The sequence below is a fragment of the Acetobacter vaccinii genome, from assembly GCF_008365315.1.
GTDB classification, from domain to species: domain Bacteria; phylum Pseudomonadota; class Alphaproteobacteria; order Acetobacterales; family Acetobacteraceae; genus Acetobacter; species Acetobacter vaccinii.
In genome coordinates this window covers 85145-103533 of sequence record NZ_CP043507.1, presented here as the reverse complement: position 1 = coordinate 103533, position 18389 = coordinate 85145, and the positions used below count along the sequence as shown (strand labels likewise).

Below are 18389 nucleotides of genomic sequence, written 5' to 3'. Positions count from 1 at the left end.
TCAGGCCGCCTTCTTGCGGCCGCGCTTGGCCTTTAGCGCGGCCGCACGTTCTGCCCGGATGCGTTCGAGCAAAGCACTGGCGGGTTCGTCAGCAAGGTCTTGTGGAACGAGTTCGCCTTTGAAGGCTTTGGCCAACACTGATTGATCGAGTTGGTCGATCAATTTGCGGGCGCTGGTGGCGTTGGCAGCGAGACGGTCGATCCACCTAAAGGCGGTTTCGATACGACTGACTATTTCATCTTGCTCTTCAAGCGGTGGGATTGGTAAGGCGAGTTGACGGAACCCGTCGAGGCTAACCTTTTGTTGCGCAACGCCTTTCGTAATTGCTTCAAGCTGAAGTTTCACGATTTCGTCGCGGATACAGTGCATCAAATATTTTGCACAGGTTAAGCCCGGATGCGGACGGAGCTTAATGCAGTCAGCGGTAATGATCGCCGGTGGCTCTCCTAAAGGATATATGGCAGTGTCGCCGGGAGGGGCACCCATCTTGGTAATCAGCACGTCCCCTGAAATTACCAAATGTGGTGCTAGTTCATTTGCTTTTTCAGTCGTGACGTATTTGGCGTCATCGATTCCAAAAATCCCGCGTCGGACGTCTCTAACGAACACCAGTCTGACGCCGCTATCTCGATAATCCGTGCGTACGAGATTGCTTCCAAACGGTCCGATTCCGAGCGAATACGACGAATCATCAGCAATTTGATCAGGCGAAAGCCACCCCCAGTGCACAGGTAATTGATGATTTGGTATCGATAGGGGTGATTTGCGGCGAACAATTTTAACCGCTTTTTTTCGGAATTTTTCAACTGAATGATGCCGTTGCGATATCGGAATTATGTCATCGTGTGCCTCGCGCCAGTCACGTGTTAAATCGCCCCGGAAGGCGGCGGCGAGGATGGCCTGTTTGTATTTCTCGACGAGGCGGGGAATGTGGTCGAGATGGTCGCGGGCGCGTCTGGATTTGCCGGTGAGGCTGTCGATCTTCGCCACGATCCGTCGCTGTTCGCGAAGTGGTGCGAGTGGGAACGCCTGCGCTTTCAATATTTCCTGACTGATATTCGGTTGTGCTCCGCCTTGCCCCAGGGCAACAAGATCTGGCTTTCGAAATCGCAAGTTTTCGAACAGATAGCGCACGTCAATGCTGGAGCTAGGTTCAATGAAAGCGACAGCTTGGTTTGTCGTCACTGGATATGTCGTGATACCCAGCCTACCTATTGTCGCACCATACATCGCGACAAGAACAGCGCCACCTTTCACCCATTTGGCAGCACTATTTTCGATGCCTGAAACGGTGAGGGTGATCTCATGCCCCACTATTAGACCGTCCGGCAAATCCCCGCTGCGTATCCACGGTATGGTTCCACCGTAATATGACGAAGTCGACGCCTTGGGTGTACCACCGCTACCCCACCGGCCAACTTCAGCAAGCGTCATATTTATCCACCCTTGCGGCAAATCACTCATTCCGCCACCTCCGCAACAGCAGAGGCCTCTTCAACGCTATCCGGCTCAAGTTCCTCCGACAGCGTTTCAATTTCCTCTAGCGCTGCTTTTAAATGGCCAATGATAGCGGCGGCGATGTCCTCCGGCTCGGTCAACGTCTCTTCCGCTTCTGCTTCGGTGTCCCGAAGCCAGCTTATGTCGAGGTTGTCATTACGACCGCTGATGGCGGCACGATCGAACTTGCGCCAACGGCTGTCCTTCCCGCCATCTCGCCGTTTGGATCCGCCATTGGCGTCCGCGCCATACGCCTTCTCAAAATCCGCAAAGTCGGCAACGGTCAGCGGTCGTGTCTTGCCATAGGCCGGAGCATTCGCCCGCATGTCATAGACCCAGACCGCCTTGGTGTTGCCCTTGGCGCTTTTGCCACGCCGGAAGAACAGCACGTTGGTCTTGACGCCCTGCGCGTAGAAAATTCCGGTCGGCAGGCGCAGGATGGTGTGCAGGTCGCACAAGTCCATCAGCCAAGTGCGCAGGCGGCGACCGGTATTATCCTCGAACAGTACGTTATCGGGGATAACCACAGCGGCGCGGCCACCGGGAGCTAACGCGCGCACGATATGCTCGACAAAGGCAAGCTGCTTGTTCGACGTATCCGCCGTGATCGAGAAGTCGGAACGGGTCGGACGTCCTCCACCCTTCTTGGTGCCGAAAGGCGGATTGGTCAGGATCAGATTAGCCTTGGGCAACGACTCCCCATCGGGGGACAGCGTGTCGATATTCTCCATCCCGCCTTCGATGCCGTGAAGAAGCAAATTCATCATGCTCAGGCGATGGGTATCCGGCACCAATTCTGCGCCAGAGAATGCGTTGTGCCGCTGGAAGAAGGCTTGTTGCTCGGTCAGTGTGTAGAGATCGTCCGTGTGATCCTTGATGTAGCGATCGGCCGCGACGAGGAAACCCGCCGTTCCACCGGCTGGGTCCTGGATCACTTCGCCCGGCTGTGGCTGCATCAGGCGCACGATGCAGTCGATCAGCGGGCGGGGCGTGAAGTATTGTCCTGCACCGGATTTCTTGTCGGCCGCGTTCTTTTCCAACAGACCTTCATAGAGGTTGCCCAGCCCCTCTTCGCGGGCAGAGAACCAGTCGAGCTGATCGATGTTGGACGTTAGTGCTTTGAGGTTGGTTGGCTTACGCAGACGGGTCTGGGCGTCGATGAAGATTGCGCTGACGAGCGCATCTTTTGCCTTGCCGAGTTCCAGCAACATCGCCTTGTAATAATCTAGCTGTTCCAAGCCTTCTCGTTTGGCAAGCAGGCCCCATCGCCAATCTTTCGGCAAACGCTCTTCCCTACCTGTCTCTTCCAGCATCTTGAGGAAAAGAAGGTAAGTCAGCTCTGTCACATATTCGTTGTAGGTGACGCCATCATCGCGCAAGACGTTGCACAGGCTCCAAAGCTTGGCGACGATGTCAGTGGTCGTGCTCATTTACGCGGTCTTCTTCCACAACTCTTCGTTAATCCCGGCGAGAATGCTTTCCAGCTCTCCGCCGAACACTTTATTAAGGCGATTGAAGCCGCCATCGGCGATAAACGGCTCCTTGTCGATAGCGACACGATCCACCACAATTTCTTTTTCGATCTGCTCGCCAATCCGCTTGAGCCAGCGTTTCTGTGGGTCCGTCCATGCACGGCTCGCCATGATGCCGCGCATCGCGTGTCGCACACGGTCTTCATAGGGGATCAGGGCATCACCCAGGGCGGCCTGTCGGACGAAACCGATGACAGACGCGGCGATTTCTTCATTGCGCGCATCCGCCCAAGCACGGCGCAGATTGGCGTCGGAAAAGCCCTTGGAGTCGAGGGCAAGGCGCAATGCCTTTAGATCGGCACGGGTGAGATCCCGAGGCCGTTGCACGACGACTTTAAGTGCTGCGATCGTGTTGATATTGTCGCGCACGAAGGCGGCGAAGCTGTCCAGAAAATCCTCAGGCTTCGCGCCGCTGCCATAACCACGCGACACTTCAGCGATATGATCCGCGTGTTTGGAAATCGGGACGTGGCTGGCATTGTCGCCATCAGCCTGCCAATCGAGGATAGGGCCTATCGCGGCACGATCTTTCAGCCATGCGGCAAGGCCCGGTGCATCGCCAGACATGACCCGTTGCAGCATCTCCTCCGGCGTTTCGCCCGCTGAGGCTTCAAACTGCTGTCTTGCATCATCGGTCAGCTTTTTGATCCGACGACGCAGCTTCACGGCGAGCTGTTCGCGAATGGCCTCCAGCTGCTCATCATTCTGCGCTTCCGTCATCTCGTGGACGAGCTGGGCGAAGCTGATCGAGGGGTTGACGACGACCGGCTTCATGTCGGTCATGTTTTGGAGGTGAGGATAGAGATCGACCGCGTCGAAAATCCGGAAGATTTCTTTGCCTATTTCCGGACACTGGCGCGTTGCGCGGCCAATCATCTGTTCATAGAGGATACGGCTGTTCACCCGGCGCAGGAACACGAGATTGGTGATCTTTGGCACGTCAATGCCAGTGGTAAGGAGGTCGACGGTCACAACGATTTGCGGATTGGCATCGTTGCGAAACGAACGAATCCAGTTCTTCACCTTGTCCACGCTACCGGTGATTTTTTTTACGGCTGCGTCGTCAATCTCGCCATAGTGCTCAGCAAACGCGGTTTTGATCGCGCTGACCACTATATCCGCATGGGCATCGGTGGCTGCGAAGATCAGCGTTTTACCGGGTAGCGCTGGATCGATGTGCCGCGCTAGTTCCTCTGCCACAACGCGGTTGAAGTCTGGGGTGATGACCTTTCGGTTGAATGCCTCAACCTCAAAACGGAGTTCGTCCGGCGCATGGGTCAGATCGACTTCGCCGGTCCGGGTGTTGAGCAACTCAAGCTCTTCATCCTTCTCGAATTTGATACCCGCGCGCGCCAGCGCTGTTTCGATGCGGATTGGCGGCTCATGGTCAATTAGGAATCCATCCACCACGGCTTCGCGATAGGAATAGGTGAAGACTGGATCACCGAAAATATCCGTGGTGTGAAGTGCAGGCGTGGCCGTCAGGCCGATCTTGACCGCGTCGAAATAGTCCAGCACGCGCCGATATTTGGAGATGTAGTCGTCCTGCCCCCGGAAGCTTAGTTCGGCATCAGACATTTCCCGGTCGAGCAGATAGCCCCGATGGCATTCGTCGATGACCATCAGGTCATATTGGTCCACAGGCGGCACGGATGCGGCATCGGCGGCGAACAGCACACGCTTTACCAAGCCCTGAATAGTGCAGATGTGGACCTTGGTTTCCACATCCGGGGTCACGTCTCCCAGCCCCTTTAGGCCAAAGATTTCCGCGAATGTCTTGCCGGATACGACTTTGGTTGTCGAAAACTCTCCCTCAGTCTGATCGCCAAGGGCGCTGCGATCAACCACGAAGCATATGCGCCGGAACCGCTTCACTGAGAGCAAGCGGTACAGCATGGCGATGGCCAGCTTGGTCTTTCCAGTTCCGGTTGCCATCGCGACCAGAACAGCTCGCTGCTCAGCCGACAGGGCGGCTTCCACGGACCGGATGGCGCTTTCCTGATAATGGCGAAGCGGAAAGCCGAATTCGAACGGCTGCGCCTGTAGCGCGGCATCAGCAGCATCTTGATTGACTTCAAGCAGGCCGGTCAGACCTTCCGGCGTTGGCCAGTCAACCAATGCGCGGCGATGGTTCGCGGTGCGCCGGGTGTCACGGAACCAGATGCCGCTCTCTGTCTCGATTTGCCTGAGATAAGATCTGCCATTCGCGCTGAACACAAATGGCACTCTGTGCTCACCCCAAGGGCCACCGGCGTAAATGAAATCGGCGCTATTCTTGATGCTGACCGAATAACGCTCAGCCTGATCGATTGCAGCGGAAACATTCTTCCGGCGGCGCTTCGCTTCCACGACCCCGACCAGGGTGGTTCCAACAAACAAGGCGTAATCAGCCGGGCCATTTGCAGTAGGCCATTCAGCGATAGCAAGATTACGGCCTTTAGCCGGGCGGACACCCTTGCCATATCGAAGCTCGCGGGTGTTGACCTCCCATCCACGGTCACAAAGTTGCTGGTCTATGAGCGCGCGTGTTTCCGCCTCGTCGAGGTCGATCTTTATCGCAGCCTTTTCGCCTCGCTCCACCAACTGAGCAGCGACAGCGCGAGGGGTGGCCTCCGCCTCGGCTTGGAGCGCAGCGAGCTTGGCAATGACCTCGGCCTTCTCGGCATCGATGTCCTGAGCGATCTTCTCCCAAGCGGAACGCTCCTCAGCCTCGCGCGTCAACCTCTCTTCTACTGCCTCCCGCGCGTGAGCGTGTTCGTCAGCCTCAAGTCGAGCGCGCGCCGCATCACCTTCAGTTTCCGCTACTTTTTGCCTAAGATTTTCGATCTCTTCGCGCAGCGCAACCGTCGCATCGACGGGCTTGCGCGGCGGAACAAAGGCACCGGACCGAAAGTTTGCTGCACGGCCATAAGTCCTATGAAACCAGATACCGAGCGACCAAGCGAGTTTCAACGCCGTAAGGGCGGTAGAGTGGTCGCCCGTTGCTTCATGCACCGCGCTGTTTCCGGCCTTCCGCAAGGCATGGAAAATATCAGCGGCTTCTTTCGGTATCAGGCGATCATAAGAAATGCGTCGCAGGGTTTCTTCGAATGTTTCACGCTCATCACGATAAACCGCATGATGGGCAGCGACCAGCTTCGCCATCAATTCTGCGAACTGTCGCAGCTTCACGATCGCCGTGGAGGGATCGCTAGGGAAATAGCTTTCCGCGAGACCACCAAGAGTCACTAGTTGTTTGTTGTGCGGCGCTAAAAAACCGAAGTTCAACGAATTCATCGTACACCTCGGTTCTTGATCGAGTGTTGATGTCCCGCAAAAGTCATGAATGCCTCGGGGCAACGACGCCTACGTGCTTGTAAAGCGTGGTCCGGGAAACTCCGTAACGTCGGGCCACGTCAGCAACCTGGATTTCTGGGTCGCGCAGGAGCGCCTTGATCTCGCGGACCTGCTTCTCCCCAAGCTTAGGTTTGCGGCCACCGGAGCGGCCTCTAGCGCGCGCTGCGGCTAGGCCAGCATGGGTGCGCTCGCGGATCAGGCTACGCTCGAACTCCGCCAGGGCAGCAAACACGTGAAAAACGAGCTTTCCAGCAGCACTGCGGGTTTCAATTTTCTCGGTTAGGCTTTCGAAGCTGATGCCGCTGCGTTCAAGATCGGCCACAATCTGCACCAAGTCGGGTAGACTGCGACCGAGCCTGTCTAAGCGCCACACCACGAGCGTGTCGCCGCTACGAAGAGCCTTGCGGCACTGCTCAAGCTCAGGGCGTGTGGCGCTCTTACCGCTCGCGGCCTCTTCATAGATGATACCGCACCCGGCCTTCTGAAGCGCGTCGCGCTGTAGATCCAGATGCTGGTCTTCCGTGGAGACCCGCGCATATCCAATACGCTGATTCATTGACGAAACCGGAACATTGAAAACTTGACGCCAATGCTAACCCAACGGATGCCGTTCGGCTAGTCCGGAACGCCCATTTTCAACCTGTCCAGAAAATGACCGTTGAATGGACATTCGAAGGCCATTTCCAGACTGTCCGCTATGCGGAAACCAAATCGCTATGACGCGTGTCTCACATGAGGCGAAAACTGAATGTCTGGTCAGAGGCTCCCACGCTAGCACCCACTGTATGTCAGCTGCTTATCTCACTCACCCGGAAGCCATAATTCCTCCCCAGACACGTTCAGCAGACAGACCTTTATAATCAATACACTCTTTCCCACTCGAAATCGCTTCAATGGCGGCTCTCCGACAGAAAACACGGTCATAAACGTGTTGTTGATTTCTGCTGCCTTCCACAGAGTGTAGACTTCAGGTTTTGAGTCAAAATCAACGATCAGCTTCCCCTCTTCTCTCGGCAGTCATCTCCTGCCAGGGTTCGGGCTGTGACAGGATGATGTCACCCATTTTAACCATCTCCAGGCAAGCGCTGAATGTGCTGGTGACGGCTGATCGGGAACGCAGCCAAGTGTCGCTGTCCTTTCCCCCGGGGGGAGAAGTGACCTCAGGCAGAAAATCACGAAATTGCCGGATACGGGCGCCGTCGGCATCCAGAGCTACCCTCACCCACTCCCGAGCCTGGCTGAACGTGAACAGTGGCAATGAGGCCGGACGATAATGACTTTCAAACAACGTCGGATCAGGTGGAGGTCCCAACAGTTGCATTGCCGTCCATAGAAACTCAATGACATCAATCCTGGGTTCGGCGTTCGGGTTCATCATGCACTGTTCTTCCGGACGTCCACGTGGGAAGACGTCGGAGCCCAGTCGCGGTCGACGATCCAGCCATGCCGCAAGCGCCCTCCCCGCCTGAAGATCATCCTGGCGCGAACGCAACGCATCGGCCGTCACCACGGTATCGGGCGACACGTTACCGTCCTGCGGAGCCAGAAGCGTGGAACGAAGCCACACCAGCCAAACACCTAGCATAAGCCATTCACCAGAGCGGCTGAGAGACACTTTCATTTCCGTCGCCAGGGCATGCTCCAGTTGTGTCATCAGTTCATCGAGCGGAAGCGCCGCCACGTCGATCCGGTGCGACCGGGCAAGCGCCACAAGACGCGCAAGAGATCCCTGAAACTCGGATGTCATGATGTCCGGAGAACCATCGCTCTCCGGACCGGGCTCCTCAGGGCTCAAAAGGCCTCACGTTCTACAAGAGTGAAGTGCAACGCAGGCCACAATGCCGTCAGGCGCCTCACGGCGCGTTCAGGCAGCGATTTTTCGGAAAAAAAACCATACTGCAGTGCGCGACTTTTTATACTTTTCGTCGATCGGTTTTTCTTTTCCGGGAGAACAACGACCTTGCGCAAAGCAGTTTCGACGCCCCACTGCTCCCGCAGCCAGGCCCGTGAACGGGAATCACTCAGCCCCCGGCGGAGCAGACTTTCGGGTACAGGGAGCAACGCATGCAGATCCAGCGGACACCGTGTATCACCGGCTTCCACCAAAGCCAGAACCTGACTATGCCGCTCTTCGGCCCGTAGCCGGAATTGATGAGCCAGAATACGGCATCCCTCGACGGTCAGTGACCGGTCTGGGGCCTGTATCGCCATCAGAAAAATATCTTCTTCCAGAACATCCCCATCGAAATACCAGGGGATAACTCCTGGGCCGCGGGCACGACGCTCAAACTCTCCCACCTCTCTCTCAGGGCCCGCTACGGTCAGGTGAGCGTAAAGAAAGGTCGTGTCCGCATTGGCCAACTCTTTATAACGGTCCAGTCGCCTTCGCCCACGGGCTGGCCGCCGTTCATCCCCGCCCTCCTCACTGAGGAGATCCGGCTTTGGCTGCGGTGACCGTGGTTCCCAGGGAAAGCGGATCTCCATCTACAACCCCACAAGACCAGCCGGGCTATCGGTGATTAAGCCTGCGCGCCGCACATAGCCACGCATAGTCCGGAGATCCTTATGGCGGGTGTGCTTCATGATATCTTCGTCCCGTACACCCCGGTTATAGGCTTCCGTGATGAAACCGACCCTCATTGCGTGAGGGCTGAGGGCTTTCATCTCAATGCCGGCGAGGGACATTCGGTGGAGAAGAATGCGCTGCACGGCGTAAGGCTTCAGAGCCTCGGACGCGATCCGGCCGGCAACACTGATCCGCCGAAAGAGAGGTCCTGAGTTCCGTAACGCCACAGCCTGCCAGGCATCGAACGCAAGGACGGGACAGGTCTGGGGATGACGGCCACGTGGAATGCCGACCCTGGCCCCCTCTCCGTCTGCATCCGTCTTGCTGCGTCGTACCGTCACGGTCAGACCATCAGCGGTCCGCGCAACATCGTTGACGTTCAGACCGACGAGCTCGGATCGCCGGAGTGCACCGGCAAATCCAAGTAGCAACATCAGCCGGTCCCTGCGTCCTCGGGCCGAAAGGTCGCAGGTTGCAACCAGCTGCTTAAGGATGTCCATGGTGAGCGCAGCAGCCTGTCGGGTCGGTCGACCGTGCTGGCGAAGAATACCCCGGAGTGGCTGCTGAATGTCGCGGTGAGCCGGGTTCCATGGCAGAGAATTGAACCTGTGCATTTTGCCGATTGCGGACAACTTCCGACGCAGGCTGGCCGGCGCATGCGTTTCCGCCAGACTGGCGAGGTAGGCGCCAACCACCCGTGGCTCCGCTGGTACAGGAAGGAAGCCATGCGTGCTGCACCAAGCGGCGAAGCCCTCCCAGTCTGCCCGATAGGCGCGCAGTGTCGCGGGCGCATCCGCCGATCGCGCATAGGAATCCGCTTTTTGGAACGCCGCCTGTACTGCTGCCTCGTCCGTTACGGAGAGCGCAGACTGCTGCCGTTTCTGTGGCACCCCATGGCCGTCCGCCACAGTCAGATCAGTCCCATCCTGGTCGTGCACTCAACGCCTCTACACCCATTATGCTCTGCGAAATCCTAGTCTGGGCATGTTTTCCTGACAACTAATTTCACTAGGAGCGAGAAAGGCGTTTATCGCTCCTAGGTGGGGTCTACAACAGATTTTCAGGCTTTCATCGTCGTTTCAGAATAAAATCAGCCGGTTGCATCAATCAGGGAAAAGTCGCACGAACAAGGGAATGCCCACTTAAGCACAACACAAGCAAGCCATTGAAAAAACGCTGGTTTTGAGTCGCATTAATTAAGCGACCCGACAGTAGCATTCAACAGCTGGCAAGGGGGAGAAACCTCCCCCGTTAACCCCCTAAAGCACAAAACTCATCAATATTTTTGATGGTGTTTTAGAGCGTCAGTCAGCATGTCACATAAGCGCTTTTTCAGAGAAGCAGGTTCAATGATTTCAACAGATGTTCCCCATGTGAAAACATGATGGGCAATTTCAACAGCCCCACCTGATTCAAATTCCACCACTAAACTGCCATCAGCCTGCTTTTTTAATTTCTGGGCAGGATGAAATAAAAATCGGCCAGCATCCTGTGCAACGCCAGCATTAAACCTCATAATAATACGTTCCGGCTTTTCCTGAAAAACGCCAAAAGCCTGCGATACGAATGCTTCCACGGACCAGCCCGCAGGGGGGAGGCTTGCACGGCCTGCAATTTGAATATCGATTATTTTATCAAAACGCCATAGTACGGGTTTTCTTTTCCCTGCTACAGGGCCAACAAGATAATAGGCGTGCCCGTATAAGATTCCCCACGGAGAGACCTTACGACGCCATGTCTTGTTTTCCCCATAGAGAAAAGAGAGCATGTTGCCACCCTTCAGAGCCGTTCGAATACACTCAAAGGTATCACGGTCAACACGAGGTTGCGGGCCTACTTGCGGTATATACCCAATGGCAGTGGTCAGAGCCTCTATATCAGGCGCAAGACGGCGTTGCTCTGTCCCTCTCAGTGCACCCTTGATTTTGGTAGCAAGCGATACGAGTAGGTCCGCCCGCTCAGCACAGCCTGCCGTTTGTAAGGCAAGAGAGGCTGCATGAAGTTCGGCGAGTTCGTCTGACGTTGGAGAGTGGAAAAACCCGTTAATCCCGCCGGTAATTCGAAAACGAAGTCTATGCCCATCGGGCCTAGACTCTAATTGAGGAAACACATCTTCGACTATAGCTTTCAGTCTCTCAGCAGTCCGCCTGCTGACATCAAGAGCAAGAGCGATCTCATCAAGAGTCATTCCTTCAGCGCTGGCTGCCAAAAGGCGTGCCAGGTTAATGACTACGCCCACTTTCTCGAAACGCATACCAACGCCCTCTCTTAACTACGACCGTTTCTGTCGTAACCAGATGGTATAAGAGGGGATGAGGTCAAGTGAGAGGAAGCGAAAACGGCTATTGCAAGTGCAGTGCGAAAAGGTAACTTTGTTTATGTTTATGATGAGCAAGGTCGTCAATTGACAACAATTGCTGCAGGCGGAGGAAGCCATGACGGTTTACAAGGCTACACGGCAACAACTGTCAGTGTTAGAAAAGGCAGCTTCATCTACATCTACATCTACATCTATGACGAGCGTAGCCATCAGAAATCAGCTATCCCTGCGCGGTAACCTTATAAAGGCAGTGCAGCAAACTGCTCGTTAAAATTTTTTCTTTTAAATTGGAAGAAAACATGGACCAGATTGTAGAAAAACCGACATCTATCAACACTTCGATTGAATCGAAGCTCTACCAATCCTATTTGGATATAGTAAAAACCTACAGTGAAGAACTTTTTACTAAAAAATCAGAAAATTATTCAAAGTTATCAGGCCTGTTTGTAACGGCATCCCCCACGCAATGGGAACTGGGGAAAAGAATTCTGGTTGTTGGCCGGGAAACCAGAGGCTGGAATGTTATAAACGAGAAAAAACCTTACACTGACTTACCATCCTACCTTGCTGAGGCTATGGACAAGCAAAAGAAATTTCTTGCGAAATACATTGAAGAAAAAAAAGATAAAGGCTTTACGTTTTATAATTTTTTAAGGGATTTAGGAAATCAGTTTGGCACTGGCAATATTGCCTGGGCTAATTTGTTTTGCTTTGACTGGAACGGAAGCACCCCCAACCAGAAAAGCACACCGCACTACGAAGCAATCAAGGAACTCTCTGGCCTACTCCTAAAAGCTGCAATTCAGAATCTGGATCCGGACATTATCATTTTTGCAAATGGGTCTTCTTCAGCGAAGGTGAGAAGAGAGTTTTTTCCGATTGACGGAGAACTGGCCGCAACACCCGCTCCGTGGGTCAATTATCTCGACCAGAAGATAGAAAAAATAGAGCTGGAGAGCTTTGTTTTGTACGGGAAAATCAAATGCTATCGCATTAACCACCCTGCTAACAGAGTAAAGAAATCTGCTGAAAGTAATGATATGGAAGCATTTTTAAGCTCTCAGCAAGCCCGCAAATACCTGATCGAGCTGATTAAAAAAGACCTTCAAGACGGTGAATAAAGACGTCCTAAATCCATTTATTGGAATATTTTGGGGCATTACAGAGCGCGGACACTCCCTGCTTTTATGTGACAAAGTTCCCCTTATCCAAGGGGAACTTTATGGTGATGCCATCACTTGGGGCGAACACTATAATTTCTGGGAGGGCTTACGTTCCCAGAAATTACCTCATACACGGACACAGGTACCCGCCTGGTCTGAATATGACGAATGGCCGCGGGGCCGTGTGATTTATCAAACTCAAAAAGAAAAATTTATAGTTTATGCTGACCAAAAATTACTGACTGAAGCAGCTCGGCAAGCCATAAGGAAGGCCTTTTCTTTACCCACACCAGACACATACTATTATTCTGATAGCCATTATAAGAGCATCAGAATAATCTCAAAACTAAAATTGTAACACAAAAAATTTAAGGAGAAAAAAGTGTCCCCTTATTCTGACATCCAGAGGGGGTTCACGGGGGAGAGGAATACTCTCCTCCTGACCAGTTTGCAAACCATCGCGACACAACGTGTCCGCTGGTTTGCACTGCTGGCTCTCCTCTTTTTTGAACAAGCCAGCTTCACGCCAGACATGGCCTCTTCTCTCTTTTGGCTTGACGCCCCCAGAGTGTTTAACCAAAATCAAAAAATTCAACCAGAAGACCGCATGTCATTATCCGCTGTCTTTTCAAGGTGTTGTGCGACTGACCCTACGGGTTAGTGAGGGTTCGAGTCCCGCAGTTCAGAAGTGTTCACTCTTTCGATGAACGCTTCTACAAAGAGCCCATCTTGTGTCAGCACGGCCTCGCCCTGTTTGGCCAACTCCAGACTGGCGTGGAATGGACCCTGCAAGGGTTGCCCGTCAGTGCAAATGTCCGGAGTGCCTTTTACCCTCAGGCAACCTCTCCAGAGTTTCCGTGACCGACGCCAGGGGCACTCGGGCCGCCTTTTCCAGCAGACGCAGTACCTGCTCACGGGCGGATGCCAGGTGGAGGGATCGAAGAACCGTTGGTTGATGTGTCTTGGTTCTGATTTTGGGCTTTTGGCGATTTGATTAACGGTTCTTTGGGTCGCTTTCGCTCTGCGTTTTGAGTAGAGAGAAGGCCTCCTGCTCTGGATTGCTATGCTGTAGTGCTAATCCGTTCCAGGAAGATGAAGCGGCGCATGTTGTAGACGATATTGGCCAGTCCGATCCTCGTGGTGGCTCGGGTGATGCCGACGGTTCGGACGAACAACCCTGTCTGTGATTTCTGATCCGCAAAGACATGCTCGACGCGTGATCGGATCACCGATTTCCCTGCATTGGACCGCTGGATATGGCGGGGCATGGGCTTGAGATGCGGCTTTTTTCTGTGAACCTTTGAGACAAAACCCTCTTTGTCCATGAAGTCCTCATTTGCTTTCGAGCGATAGGCCGTGTCGGCCCACACAGTTGAGGCCGTATTGGTTTTATCCAGCAGCCCCTCTCTCAATCGCGCGCCATCACTGGCGGCGGCATCCGTCGTTTTCCATTTGCGGATCAGCCTGAATTTTCGATCGATGGAAACATGCGATTTGTAGCCAAAGAACGGAATGGCAAGATCCGTTGACGGGATCGTCCCATCATCCTGCCGCTTTGCTTTTGTGAACTTCAGCGTCCAGCGCGCATGGCGATCCTTGTGGGACAATTTGGATGGCTTGTCCTGCCAGTCTTCAGGAATACGCCCTGCCCGGAGGTCGGCTTTCTCAGTGTTGGTATTGCGCTGCTTTGGAGCGGCTACCAGTGTTGCATCCAGGATCTGGCCCGACATCGGCAGATAGCCCGCGTTCCGCAGGGTCGCGTCAAATCGGTCAAACAGTCTTTCAATGGCCCCCGCCTGGGTCAGGCGTTCACGGAACAGCCAGACCGTTTTGGCATCAGGCACACGGTCCGACAGCCCCAGGCCAAGGAAACGCATGAAGGACAGGCGATCGTTGATCAGATACTCTGTCCGCTCATCAGACAAATTGTTCAGCGTCTGGATCACCAGAATTTTGAACATCAACACGGGATCAAACGGGGGACGCCCGCCTTTGCTGCCGTCTGAATAGACCAGAGCCTGCTCCAGATCAGGGCGGAACACTTCAAAATCCACAGTCCGGGAAAACGCTTCGAGCTGATCACCAAGCCCGCTCAATCGAGCAAGCCGCTCTTCAACATCAAAAAAACCAGGCTGTTTCATAGCGCCATTCCCTCAACCAGAACCGAAGGAAGGGAATCACATAGAAAGCTTCAAAAACAGAGGGTTTTTCGAACCCTCCAGTTTGATCTTGTAGCAATCCTTGAGTTCACCAGATAACCGGGCTGTCTCCAGACGTGGAGATTCAAGCCTTCTGGCAAGAGCCTTCTTGAACTGGCTTTGAATAGTCTGATCAAGCGCACGCCACTCTTTCAGGGCCCGAGGATCAAACTGCAGAACATACCCGCTCACAAGTCTTCCAGATTGACCGTAATGGGAGGTAGAGGAGATGCCAGACGTTCACGGGCAATCTGCAGCAACTTAGTATCTTCGTCAGAGAGTACATGCCGTGAGACTGGGAGTTTCCCAGTTTGCACAACGTATTCGAACGTCTGCCGGATCAGGTCAGATGGTGTAACACCCAGTTCTGCAAGACGAGCATAGGCCTGATCTTTCAGAATGCTATCAATCCTCAGGTTAATGGAAGCCATCGCCTGTTCTCCCTATACGAACAGAATCAAAATATGCCTTTACGTATGTAAAGGCAATTATTTTGCATCTAGATTGCCTCATGATCCATACCCCAATCAACTCAGGGGAAATGGAATCACACAGAGAGGACCAAAATCAGTGGGTTTTTCGAGCTCGATCGCCCGCATCATCCAGTCTCGGGCCAGTGCTGACGGTTTGGAAGGAAAGACCTTTGGCGGGTACAGCCTGAAACGGGGAACGCTGAAGACCAGAATGGATGCTGGCGCGCACCCCATAAAACTCAAGCACCTTGCACGACACACGATGTATGCAGCGCTGGATGATTATCTGGAGTTAGGCAGAACATACGTTAGCCCACTACTTTAAAGACTCATTTATAATGATTTAGCAGCCAATCCCAAGATCATATCCCCGCTAGAGTTCCCATCTCTGGCCTATCTGGATTCCATAGCAGCAAACCGCGAATACTTTAGCCTCTACATCTGTCACAGAGACTCGGGTTGGAAATGTTGAGTTTGAAAATAAGGCGGGAACTTTAGAGGGAAATGATGGTCAGTTATCCCGAGAACTTTGGCGGATTACTGAGAACTTTAGCGGGATCGGATAGGAACTCTAGCGGGATTAAGTGGGAACTCTAGCGGATCAAGATGCCGGAAACTCTATCGTTTTTTGACTTGTCCCGAGAACTCTAGCGGGACAAACTAATATCTAAAATAACACTTCGAATATTAGGCCACCTCGCCCATCGCAATCCCGCTAAAGTTCCCGCTTTTCAAGATCAGAATTACTGCTAGTGTTCACTGATCCTGCTCAAAGGAGTTCTCTTGTGGGGACTATTCACAAGCTTATAGAAGAACATGGCAAACAAGGGGCTCTGTCCTTTGATGAAGATCGTAAGATCATAGAAATTGCTGCTGACTACATGGCTTATGAAGATACCGGCATTGGATTCCTATACAGTGGTTTTGCTCATGTAGGTCTGCCTCATAAACGCTTAGCCGATGACCTTGTCTGGCAAATTGAAACCGACAGAGCAGTGATGATTGTCGAGCCTGGAAGACGTGCAATACGTGGTACAAACCCTGTATCTGTTGGCGTGCCCTACGGAAGTAAAGCACGATTAATAATGCTTTATTTACAGACCGAAGCTATCAAGACGCAAAATAGAGAAATTGAACTTGGAAAATCGCTAAGAGACTGGCTAAAAAGGATGGGTATTCCACAAGGCGGGAAATCTATCAAAGATGTCAAAGAGCAAGCTGAACGAATTTTCAGATGTAGAATTTCCTTTCATTTTCAATCCGGGAACTCTAGCGGGCTGATAAACCAAAATATTGTGGATGCTGCCATCTTTACAGATGATCATAAAGATAACGGTAAGCAGCAGTTTCTGGAGCGGGTAAAACTTTCAGAACTGTTTTACGATCAGCTGCAAAAACATCCAATTCCAATCGAAGAAGCTGCCATCCGAGCATTAAATGGGCATAGTCAGGCATTAGACATCTACTGCTGGCTCGCATATCGACTTCATGCATTGAAAGGGCCTACAGCAATCACATGGTCTGCTCTAAAAGCACAATTCGGCGCTGGAGTAGTGCGCTTAGACCATTTCAGACCGAAATTCATAGATAACCTAAAAATAGCTCTCGCTGTTTATCCAGCAGCTAAAACCGAAGTGACAAAGACTGGGGTCATTTTACATCCATCCAGGCCACCTATAGCGCCTAAAATTCATGGGTTATCCCGCTAGAGTTCCCGATATGGGAACTCTAGCGGGTCATCACCATTATCGTGCTGCAGTTATTCTATCAAATCCCCCAAGAGTCCCCTGATATCCTGAATTTTGGAATCTACAGAAGCCATTTCAGATTCAAGTTTTTCGCGCTGCCGTAAAAGTTTTCTGTATTCGTCCTTTAGTGAATTGACATCCACTCGACCAGAGACTTCCTGCTTAATAACAGTCTCTTTTCGAAGAGAGGCAATTTCACGACGAGTTACATCTGGACGAATGAGGCCACGCTCTTTCGCCACCCGAAGCTGATAATCGTTCAACAAAGTAATCTGGTAAGCGGTTCCGTAGCTTCCTGGGCAAGCATCCAAAGGAATCACCCCATCCGAAACTGCTTTGGCAATTCGTCTTAACTGCGTTGCTGTGGCGTCAGAAAATGGAAACAATCGTTCAGAGCCATGCCTCAATTTAATATACTCTGCTTTTGAAAGGACATTTTCCAAATCAAGCAGAGCACGCCCGATCGCAAGAAATGAATCGCGAGCTTGGCTCCAATTCTGATTGACCTCGGCACGAACCGCCAGAATACGAGAAACTTTTACTGAGTCCGAAACTACTGATGTGCCAGCGAAGACGTCTTCTATTGTTGTCATGATGTTATCATCAATGACAACTCGCTCTATTAACATTTCGGCGCGGTTATCACCAACACTCAGACTATCGTCTTCTTCCATCACCGATCGGAATGACGTGCGTGATACCCTGTGTGTTTTAGACATTGTTGATTTTCCTGTTTATGAACGCCCAAAGTTCTTCAAACGGTTCTTGACCCCGGCTCTTTGTAAAATCGAGGAGAGTCAGTCCCTTTCCGCTTGGCACGTGCACATCCTCTAATTGAGGTAGTTCCACAGGGATAACATCGGCAACTTTAATAAGCCGCCCACGAACCCGAGCGAATGAATTGGTACGGCGATTAGCTCTATTCAACACAACGACGGTGTTATTTGTGACTTGATTTAAAACATCTATCCAAGGGGCAATACTGTCGACATCGTCTTGTGTACAGGCACAAGGAACCACCACAATATCTGCTGCTTGTGCCAAGCCGGTAATGGCAGCCATGTGATCTTCCACACTCGGTGGTGTGTCAATTACAGCAAGGTCATAACCTTTCGAGTGGCTAAGGCCTCCACGCCAATCCTGAAGTTGCGCGCCAATAATAGGGACATCTATAAACTCCGGCATTTTGGATCGGAGTGCGTGTCGTCTTTTCCCCCATTTATCGATTGTCCCTTGACGATCAAAGTCTATCCCAATGACTTTCTGGCATGCTTGAGCAGCCGCGACCAGAAGATGCCTAGTGACCACCGACTTTCCACTGCCACCTTTGGGGGATGACACCAAAACGATCTTTGTCATGTAGCTACATCCTTTATAAAATTAGACATGTCTAATTCTGTTTATCATGTGCTGTTTACATACTCAGGTCACGACGATCAATCTGTTAATTTTAATTAGACATGTCTAATTTCCAAAAAATTCCCACGAAAATTAAAACAATAACCAACAATAAAACACTCCGGACCAGCCCTGAGCGTCGTGCGCAAAGGGTGGGT

15 protein-coding genes and 1 pseudogene are annotated in these 18389 nt (G+C 52.6%); 3 read left to right on the top strand and 13 right to left on the bottom strand.

Features of this window, described 5'->3' with window-relative positions; translation table 11 throughout:
- The 8 genes from FLP30_RS13145 to FLP30_RS13110 form a co-directional block, all read right to left on the bottom strand.
- Entirely contained in the window at positions 1-1464 is a 1464-nt protein-coding gene (locus FLP30_RS13145; protein WP_149280475.1) for a restriction endonuclease subunit S, read from the bottom strand.
- A complete protein-coding gene (locus FLP30_RS13140; RefSeq protein ID WP_149280474.1) occupies positions 1461-2927 on the bottom strand; it encodes a class I SAM-dependent DNA methyltransferase in 1467 nt (488 codons plus the stop codon). The genes FLP30_RS13145 and FLP30_RS13140 overlap by 4 nt, the downstream gene beginning before the upstream one ends.
- Entirely contained in the window at positions 2928-6305 is a 3378-nt protein-coding gene (gene hsdR / locus FLP30_RS13135; RefSeq protein WP_149280473.1) for a type I restriction-modification system endonuclease, read from the bottom strand.
- Positions 6306-6348: 43 nt separating this feature from the next.
- Positions 6349-6921 (bottom strand): recombinase family protein, encoded by a 573-nt coding sequence (locus FLP30_RS13130; RefSeq protein ID WP_149280472.1) that lies wholly within the window; start codon positions 6919-6921, stop codon positions 6349-6351.
- A gap of 429 nt (positions 6922-7350) precedes the next feature.
- Positions 7351-8112 (bottom strand): hypothetical protein, encoded by a 762-nt coding sequence (locus FLP30_RS13125; protein WP_149280471.1) that lies wholly within the window; start codon positions 8110-8112, stop codon positions 7351-7353.
- A gap of 44 nt (positions 8113-8156) precedes the next feature.
- Positions 8157-8726 (bottom strand): hypothetical protein, encoded by a 570-nt coding sequence (locus tag FLP30_RS13120; RefSeq protein ID WP_149280470.1) that lies wholly within the window; start codon positions 8724-8726, stop codon positions 8157-8159.
- 123 nt (positions 8727-8849) lie between these two features.
- Positions 8850-9869 carry a tyrosine-type recombinase/integrase gene (locus tag FLP30_RS13115; protein ID WP_246856661.1) on the bottom strand — a complete coding sequence of 340 codons (1020 nt, stop codon included), beginning with the start codon at positions 9867-9869 and terminating at the stop codon, positions 8850-8852.
- 338 nt (positions 9870-10207) lie between these two features.
- Positions 10208-11185, bottom strand: a complete 978-nt coding sequence (locus tag FLP30_RS13110) for a helix-turn-helix transcriptional regulator (RefSeq protein ID WP_149280469.1) — start codon at positions 11183-11185, stop codon at positions 10208-10210.
- Between the two features lie 365 nt (positions 11186-11550).
- On the opposite strand from FLP30_RS13110, the gene FLP30_RS13100 reads away from it, so the two are divergent.
- Together FLP30_RS13100 and FLP30_RS13095 are read left to right on the top strand one after the other, a co-directional pair.
- Positions 11551-12372 (top strand): hypothetical protein, encoded by an 822-nt coding sequence (locus FLP30_RS13100; protein ID WP_149280468.1) that lies wholly within the window; start codon positions 11551-11553, stop codon positions 12370-12372.
- Entirely contained in the window at positions 12365-12772 is a 408-nt protein-coding gene (locus FLP30_RS13095; RefSeq protein WP_149280467.1) for a hypothetical protein, read from the top strand. Before FLP30_RS13100 ends, FLP30_RS13095 begins: the two co-directional genes overlap by 8 nt.
- A 703-nt stretch (positions 12773-13475) precedes the next feature.
- On the opposite strand, the gene FLP30_RS13090 is transcribed toward FLP30_RS13095, so the two are convergent.
- From FLP30_RS13090 to FLP30_RS13085, 3 genes and pseudogenes are all read right to left on the bottom strand, one after another.
- Entirely contained in the window at positions 13476-14555 is a 1080-nt protein-coding gene (locus tag FLP30_RS13090) for an IS5 family transposase (RefSeq protein WP_149279216.1), read from the bottom strand.
- Between the two features lie 69 nt (positions 14556-14624).
- Positions 14625-14804: pseudogene (locus tag FLP30_RS14310) on the bottom strand (type II toxin-antitoxin system RelE family toxin); the annotation flags it as partial.
- Positions 14801-15043, bottom strand: a complete 243-nt coding sequence (locus FLP30_RS13085) for a type II toxin-antitoxin system RelB/DinJ family antitoxin (protein WP_149280466.1) — start codon at positions 15041-15043, stop codon at positions 14801-14803. The pseudogene FLP30_RS14310 and the gene FLP30_RS13085, both read right to left, overlap by 4 nt.
- A gap of 827 nt (positions 15044-15870) precedes the next feature.
- On the opposite strand from FLP30_RS13085, the gene FLP30_RS13080 reads away from it, so the two are divergent.
- Positions 15871-16794, top strand: coding sequence for a replication protein RepA (locus FLP30_RS13080; protein WP_149280465.1), 924 nt, complete (start codon positions 15871-15873; stop codon positions 16792-16794).
- A 50-nt stretch (positions 16795-16844) separates the two neighbouring features.
- Here the strand turns inward: FLP30_RS13080 and FLP30_RS13075 are convergent, their stop codons facing one another.
- Both FLP30_RS13075 and FLP30_RS13070 read right to left on the bottom strand, forming a co-directional pair.
- On the bottom strand, positions 16845-17552 hold the full coding sequence (locus tag FLP30_RS13075) for a hypothetical protein (RefSeq protein ID WP_149280464.1): 708 nt from the start codon (positions 17550-17552) through the stop codon (positions 16845-16847).
- Positions 17545-18192, bottom strand: coding sequence for a ParA family protein (locus FLP30_RS13070; RefSeq protein WP_149280463.1), 648 nt, complete (start codon positions 18190-18192; stop codon positions 17545-17547). The genes FLP30_RS13075 and FLP30_RS13070 overlap by 8 nt, the downstream gene beginning before the upstream one ends.
- Between the last annotated feature and the right edge of the window lie 197 nt (positions 18193-18389).

Bases quoted from the DNA above. Each gene is read 5' to 3' on its own strand.
- FLP30_RS13145 (WP_149280475.1), bottom strand. From the start codon at position 1,464: ATGAGTGATTTGCCGCAAGGGTGGATAAATATGACGCTTGCTGAAGTT.
- FLP30_RS13140 (WP_149280474.1), bottom strand. From the start codon at position 2,927: ATGAGCACGACCACTGACATCGTCGCCAAGCTTTGGAGCCTGTGCAAC.
- hsdR (WP_149280473.1), bottom strand. From the start codon at position 6,305: ATGAATTCGTTGAACTTCGGTTTTTTAGCGCCGCACAACAAACAACTA.
- FLP30_RS13130 (WP_149280472.1), bottom strand. From the start codon at position 6,921: ATGAATCAGCGTATTGGATATGCGCGGGTCTCCACGGAAGACCAGCAT.
- FLP30_RS13125 (WP_149280471.1), bottom strand. From the start codon at position 8,112: ATGACATCCGAGTTTCAGGGATCTCTTGCGCGTCTTGTGGCGCTTGCC.
- FLP30_RS13110 (WP_149280469.1), bottom strand. From the start codon at position 11,185: ATGCGTTTCGAGAAAGTGGGCGTAGTCATTAACCTGGCACGCCTTTTG.
- FLP30_RS13100 (WP_149280468.1), top strand. From the start codon at position 11,551: ATGGACCAGATTGTAGAAAAACCGACATCTATCAACACTTCGATTGAA.
- FLP30_RS13090 (WP_149279216.1), bottom strand. From the start codon at position 14,555: ATGAAACAGCCTGGTTTTTTTGATGTTGAAGAGCGGCTTGCTCGATTG.
- FLP30_RS13085 (WP_149280466.1), bottom strand. From the start codon at position 15,043: ATGGCTTCCATTAACCTGAGGATTGATAGCATTCTGAAAGATCAGGCC.
- FLP30_RS13075 (WP_149280464.1), bottom strand. From the start codon at position 17,552: ATGTCTAAAACACACAGGGTATCACGCACGTCATTCCGATCGGTGATG.
- FLP30_RS13070 (WP_149280463.1), bottom strand. From the start codon at position 18,192: ATGACAAAGATCGTTTTGGTGTCATCCCCCAAAGGTGGCAGTGGAAAG.